Source organism: Mesorhizobium waimense, assembly GCF_003601975.1.
GTDB classification, from domain to species: domain Bacteria; phylum Pseudomonadota; class Alphaproteobacteria; order Rhizobiales; family Rhizobiaceae; genus Mesorhizobium; species Mesorhizobium waimense.
This window is the reverse complement of the sequence record NZ_QZWZ01000134.1, coordinates 1-2586: the sequence shown is the minus strand read 5'-3', so window position 1 is coordinate 2586 and position 2586 is coordinate 1. Positions and strand designations below refer to the sequence as shown.

3 protein-coding genes are annotated in these 2586 nt (G+C 61.3%); all 3 read right to left on the bottom strand.

What is annotated here, in order from left to right; all coding sequences use genetic code 11:
- Positions 1-70 precede the first annotated feature (70 nt).
- The 3 genes from tnpC to tnpA are packed head-to-tail and all read right to left on the bottom strand — an operon-like array spanning position 71 to position 2504.
- Positions 71-1642, bottom strand: coding sequence for an IS66 family transposase (gene tnpC / locus D3227_RS40115; protein ID WP_120019435.1), 1572 nt, complete (start codon positions 1640-1642; stop codon positions 71-73).
- Positions 1643-1696: 54 nt separating this feature from the next.
- Positions 1697-2050, bottom strand: coding sequence for an IS66 family insertion sequence element accessory protein TnpB (tnpB, locus tag D3227_RS40110; RefSeq protein ID WP_120019434.1), 354 nt, complete (start codon positions 2048-2050; stop codon positions 1697-1699).
- Positions 2031-2504 (bottom strand): IS66-like element accessory protein TnpA, encoded by a 474-nt coding sequence (gene tnpA, locus D3227_RS40105; RefSeq protein WP_167481077.1) that lies wholly within the window; start codon positions 2502-2504, stop codon positions 2031-2033. The genes tnpB and tnpA overlap by 20 nt, the downstream gene beginning before the upstream one ends.
- Between the last annotated feature and the right edge of the window lie 82 nt (positions 2505-2586).

Below are 2586 nucleotides of genomic sequence, written 5' to 3'. Positions count from 1 at the left end.
GTAAGCGCTCATTTCCCCGCACGTTGACGGCCCTTGCAACAACTGATCGCTTTCAGACGGACGCGTCGGGTCAGGCTGCGGCGGCTTTGGCGAAGTTGAAGGGCAGCAGATCGTCGATATCAGCGTCCTCGTTGCGTTGAGGCAATTCGGTGAGGACGTGGCGCAGCCACGCTAACGGCTCGACGCCACAGGCGCGGCAGGTCAACATCAGGCTGTAGATGACGGCGCTGGCCCTGGCTCCGTCGACGGTATCGCTGAACAGCCAACTCTTCCGGCCAGTGGCAAAGATCCTGATGTCACGCTCGAGAAGATTGTTGTCGATCGGCATGCTGCCGTCCCCGGTGTAGCGCGTCAGATAATCCCATTGGTTCAAGGTGTAGGACACGGCGTCGCCGAGCTTGCTGTCCGGCAAGACTTTCGGGGCGATGTCGTCGAGCCATAGCTTGAGAGCATGGAGGACGGGGACACTATGTTGCTGGCGGAAGCGGCGAATGCAGTGATCTCGCGTTTCGCCGTCATCGGGGATTTCGTTCCGCGCCTGCCTTTCAACCCGATAGAGCTGTTCGAAGAACCGGAGCGCCTGTTCCGGCGGCCCGCCACCCTTCTTTCTCGCCTTGAGGGCCTCGACAAAGCGCCGCCTGGAATGGGCCATGCATCCAAGATGCGTTGCGCCCTCCAGCGTGCGCCAGGCGGTGTAGCCGTCGCTCATCACTATGCCGCGGTAATCGCCGAGGAAGGCCTGCGGGTGTATCTGGCCGCGGCCCGGCTGATAATCGAGCAGGACGATCGGCTCGTCACTGTCCTCGCCGCTCCGGTAAGCCCACATATATGACGTGCTGGCGGCCTCTCTGTCCATTTCCTTCAGCACCTGGACCGTGGTCTCGTCACCATGGATGAGGGGCTGCGATCTGAGCCGCAGCTTCAGCGCGTCATAGATGCGGGAGAGATGCTTTTCGCTCGAGCCGATCACCCAGTGGCCCAGAGCGCCTCGGCTGACAGGAACACCGGCGCGCTCGAAGGCCTGCGCCAGGCGGTAGAGCGGCGTGCCGTCGACGTATTTGTGAACGAGCGCAAAGGCCAGCGTCGAGGCCGTAGCGATGCTGCCCGGCAAAGGTTGCGTGGGCATCGGCGCGATCACGACCGGCGTGTTGATCCCGGTGCGGTCGCAATGACGGCAAGCATATTTGAACCGCACATTCTGCAGGACCTTCGCCTTCACCTCGATATGAAGCTGTTCGGTAACGCTCTCGCCCATGCGATGCATCTGGTGACGGCAGCAAGGACAAGCCTTCTGGGCGTCGGGAAGGTCATACTCGACACGCTCGCGCGGCAGGTTTTCCGGCAAGGCCTTGCGGCCGCGCTTCTTTCCCGTCGCCCCTTCGCTCGCCGGCAAGCCCGTGTCCGGCAGGACAACGACATCGCCATCTTCGCTGTCGGCGTCTTCCTCATCCGCGGCCTGTTCGGCTTCATTGAAGAGGCGGTCAATGTGCTTTTCGCTCTTCGGCGCAAAACGATGCAGCCGCGCAAGCGCCAACTCTTCCTCGAGTTTGACGACCCGGTCGGCGAGTTGACGGTTCTGCGCCTGCAGCGCAGCAATGCGCGCCATCAGCTCTTCAACAGTCGGTTCGCCGGGTCGATTCATCAGATTCTTGAATCGAAAGCATGCCGCCGCGTCAACCGCACAATTCGGGAGCCGTCAGCCTGCGACCTGATATTGCCGCACCGGATGGCGGACCATTGCGTCAATATCGATGCCGTCGAGAATCCAGTGCAATTGCTCGGTCGTAAGCTGGACGACCGCAGCCTCCCGGCGCGGCCACCTGAACCTGTCCTCGGTCAGCCGCTTCAGGACCAGCACAAAGCCCGACCGATCGAAGAACAGGAGCTTCATCCGGTCGCGGCGGCGATTGCAGAACGCAAAAATCGCCGGAGCAAACGGGTCGAGCGCCATCGTCTCCTGAACCAAAACCGCAAGGCTGTTGATCCCGGCCCGAAAGTCGATCGGCTCGCGGTGCAGGTAGACTTTCAAATTAGCGCCCAGTGTGAACATGACACAGCGCTCCGATTACGGCTGCCAACGCATCCACATCACCGCATTCCAGCGTCAGCTTCACGCCGTTCGGCAGCGACGCGCTCATCTTGGCTGGAGAGGGAAAAGATGCAGCCCTTTTGGGTTCCGACCCACGCACTTCATCACAGGTCGCCGGCAAATCCACCGCAGCCATACTACTCTGTCGCGACAGGGCCCGATCGGCAGCACTTTCAATCTGAACCGGGATGAACGCCGGTGGTGAGGACGGCGGGAGGGACTGGGTCTCCGCGCGCTTCTTTATCCACTTCCGAAGAAGGTTCGCATTGACCCCATGTTCGAGCGCAAGCCTCGATACCGACACGCCAGGCTCAAGGCAGGCCGCGACAAGACGGTCCTTCGATGCGGGGTCGTATCGGCGTCGCCCGTTCCGACCGACAAGCCTCACCCGCAGTTTCTGCTCATCTTCTTCCATCACTTGGTGTCCACCTATTTTGGTGGACACCTCATGCATCAGAGCGCTCAACAGCAAAAGGTGCGGGGAAATTCGCGCTTAC